The organism is Vibrio sp. Vb1980, from assembly GCF_033338615.1.
GTDB classification, from domain to species: domain Bacteria; phylum Pseudomonadota; class Gammaproteobacteria; order Enterobacterales; family Vibrionaceae; genus Vibrio; species Vibrio alginolyticus.
Map to the genome: position 1 here is coordinate 1 of NZ_JAWOSZ010000067.1, position 822 is coordinate 822.

General features: G+C 47.7%; 1 pseudogene. It reads left to right on the plus strand.

Features of this window, described 5'->3' with window-relative positions:
* Window positions 1–822: pseudogene (locus tag R7F64_RS23815) on the plus strand (protein BatD); the annotation flags it as partial.

Below are 822 nucleotides of genomic sequence, written 5' to 3' on the forward strand. Positions count from 1 at the left end.
TTTTTCGGCCGATGGCATGAAAACCGAGCCAATTCAGCTAAAAGTCACGGCGAACAAATCGGCACCCGATCTGGATGATTTGTTCAGCTTCAATATGAGTGTCGATAACCATACGCTATATCCGCAGCAATCTGCGAATTTACGCATGCAACTGATCATCAAGGCCGACACTCGCCGTTTAGACAACCCACAAGTTGTGCCACCACGTATTGAAGGCATGAAGCTTGAACCTGTTGGTGAAATGCAACAAGGGCAGCGAGTCATTGCCGGGCTTGAAGTAACAGTGGTGGAGCAATCTTTCCGCTTAACCGCAGAACAACCGGGAACATTCACGCTCCTTGGCCCACAACTGACTGGATCTTATATCTATGGCGATAGTCTGACGGGCTCAACCAAGATCATGCCGATCAGCACAAAAGTGGAGCAAATGCCAATAACGGTAAAAGCCATACCTAGTGAGTTTAAAGGCAGTTGGTTACCCGCATCGGCACTGCAAATGACTCAGAGCTGGCAAGACGATCAAGGTAATACGCTATCCGCCAATACGGTAAATAACGTGAAACAAGGTTCGTCTATTACTCGTACCATTCAAATCAAAGCTCGCGGTACACAAGCCGAATACTTACCGCGTATTACTATGGATTACCCAAACTCCTTACGCGTTTACCCTGAACAGCCTCAATTCGACACAGCAAGAGATGGCACGGTAATCATGACGGTAAAACAAGTGCTGATCCCAACAGAAGCTGGCGAATTCACGCTGCCAGGCTACGCACTGAATTGGTGGGACAGTAAAAACGATGAAGCAAAGCAGGCAAACTT